Raw genomic sequence first — 1717 nt, forward strand, 5'->3', positions numbered from 1 at the left:
GACCTGCTGCGCCCGATCTACGCGCAGACCGCCGCCTACGGCCACTTCGGCCGCGAACTCCCCGACTTCACCTGGGAACGCACCGACCGCGTCGACGCCCTGCGCACCGCCGCCGGCCTGGTGTGAGTGCCCGCCCGCGCTGCCCTGCCCACAGTTGCTAGGAGAAGAGTTGTGCGAATCGCTGTGACCGGCTCCATCGCGACCGACCACCTCATGGTGTTTCCCGGAAGCTTCGCGGAGCAGTTGATCACCGACAAGGTCGACACGGTGTCACTGTCGTTCCTGGTCGACCAACTGGAGGTCCGCCAGGGCGGCGTGGGGGCCAACATCACCTTCGGCCTGGGCCGACTCGGCCTGCGGCCCCTGCTCGTGGGCGCCGCCGGCGTCGACTTCGCCGACCACGGCCGACGGCTCGTCGAAGCCGGAGTGGACACGACGTCGGTCCGGGTCAGCGAGACGCTGCACACCGCCCGCTTCGTGTGCACGACGGACCGCGACCAGAACCAGATCGCGACCTTCTACACGGGCGCCATGGCCGAGGCCCGCGAGATCGACCTCACCGAGACGTACCACCGCGCACAGGGCCTCGACCTGGTCCTCGTCGGCGCCGACGACCCCGAGGCGATGCTGCGCCACACCGCCACGGCCCACGCGCTCGGCATCCGGGTGGCGGCGGACCCGTCCCAACAACTGGCCCGCCTCGACTCCGAGCAGACGCGCGGCCTCGTGGAAGGCGCACACCTCCTCTTCACCAACGAGTACGAGAGCGCCCTGCTGCGCGAGCGCACCGGGTGGAGCGAGGAGGAGGTCCTGGAGCGGGTCGGCACCTGGATCGTGACCCGCGCCGCCGACGGCGTCTCGATCCTGACCGCCGCCGGCGGCCGGCAGGACATCCCCGCCGTGCCGACGGACATCGCCGCCGACCCGACCGGCGTGGGCGACGCCCTGCGCGCCGGTTTCCTCGCCGGCCTCGCATGGAGCCTGTCGTACGAGAGCGCGGCGCAGCTCGGCTGCGCGCTCGCCACGGTGGTGCTGGAATCCGTCGGCACCCAGGAGTACAAGCTGCTCCCGTCCGACCTGGTCGGCAGGGTCGACCGGGTCTACGGCAGCGCCGCGGCCGCCGAGCTCGAACCCTGGCTGGTGGCCGTCTCATGAGCGGCGAGCAGGTCCGCCGCGCCGACGCCCTCCGGGAGGCGCTCGCCACCCGCGTGGTCGTCGCCGACGGAGCCATGGGAACGATGCTCCAGGAGCAGGACCCGACGATGGAGGACTTCCAGCAGCTGGAAGGCTGCAACGAGGTCCTGAACGTCACCCGCCCGGACATCGTCCGCTCGGTCCACGAGGCGTACTTCTCCGTGGGCGTCGACTGCGTCGAGACGAACACCTTCGGTGCGAACTTCGCCTCGCTCGCGGAGTACGACATCCCCGAACGCGTCCACGAGCTGTCGGAGTCCGGTGCCCGGATCGCCCGCGAGGTCGCGGACGAGTACACCGCCTCCACCGGACAGCAGCGCTGGGTCCTCGGCTCGATGGGTCCGGGCACCAAGCTGCCCACCCTCGGCCACGCCCCGTACACGACCCTGCGCGACGCCTACCAGGCGAACGCGGAAGGCCTTGTCGCGGGCGGCGCGGATGCCTTGCTCGTCGAGACCACCCAGGACCTGCTCCAGACGAAGTCCTCCATCATCGGCGCCCGCCGAGCCATGGAGGCCCTCGG

2 protein-coding genes and 1 pseudogene are annotated in these 1717 nt (G+C 71.3%); all 3 read left to right on the top strand.

What is annotated here, in order from left to right; all coding sequences use genetic code 11:
• A pseudogene (locus NOD94_RS41005) lies at window positions 1–126 on the top strand (methionine adenosyltransferase domain-containing protein); the annotation flags it as partial.
• 45 nt (window positions 127–171) lie between these two features.
• Window positions 172–1155 (top strand): PfkB family carbohydrate kinase, encoded by a 984-nt coding sequence (locus tag NOD94_RS41010; RefSeq protein ID WP_281211333.1) that lies wholly within the window; start codon window positions 172–174, stop codon window positions 1153–1155.
• Window positions 1152–1717, top strand: a 566-nt coding sequence (locus tag NOD94_RS41015; RefSeq protein WP_281211334.1) for a homocysteine S-methyltransferase family protein, incomplete at its 3' end; no start/stop codon positions are given. The genes NOD94_RS41010 and NOD94_RS41015, both read left to right, overlap by 4 nt.

It is taken from the genome of Streptomyces sp. Isolate_45 (genome assembly GCF_024721315.2).
Classification (GTDB): domain Bacteria; phylum Actinomycetota; class Actinomycetes; order Streptomycetales; family Streptomycetaceae; genus Streptomyces.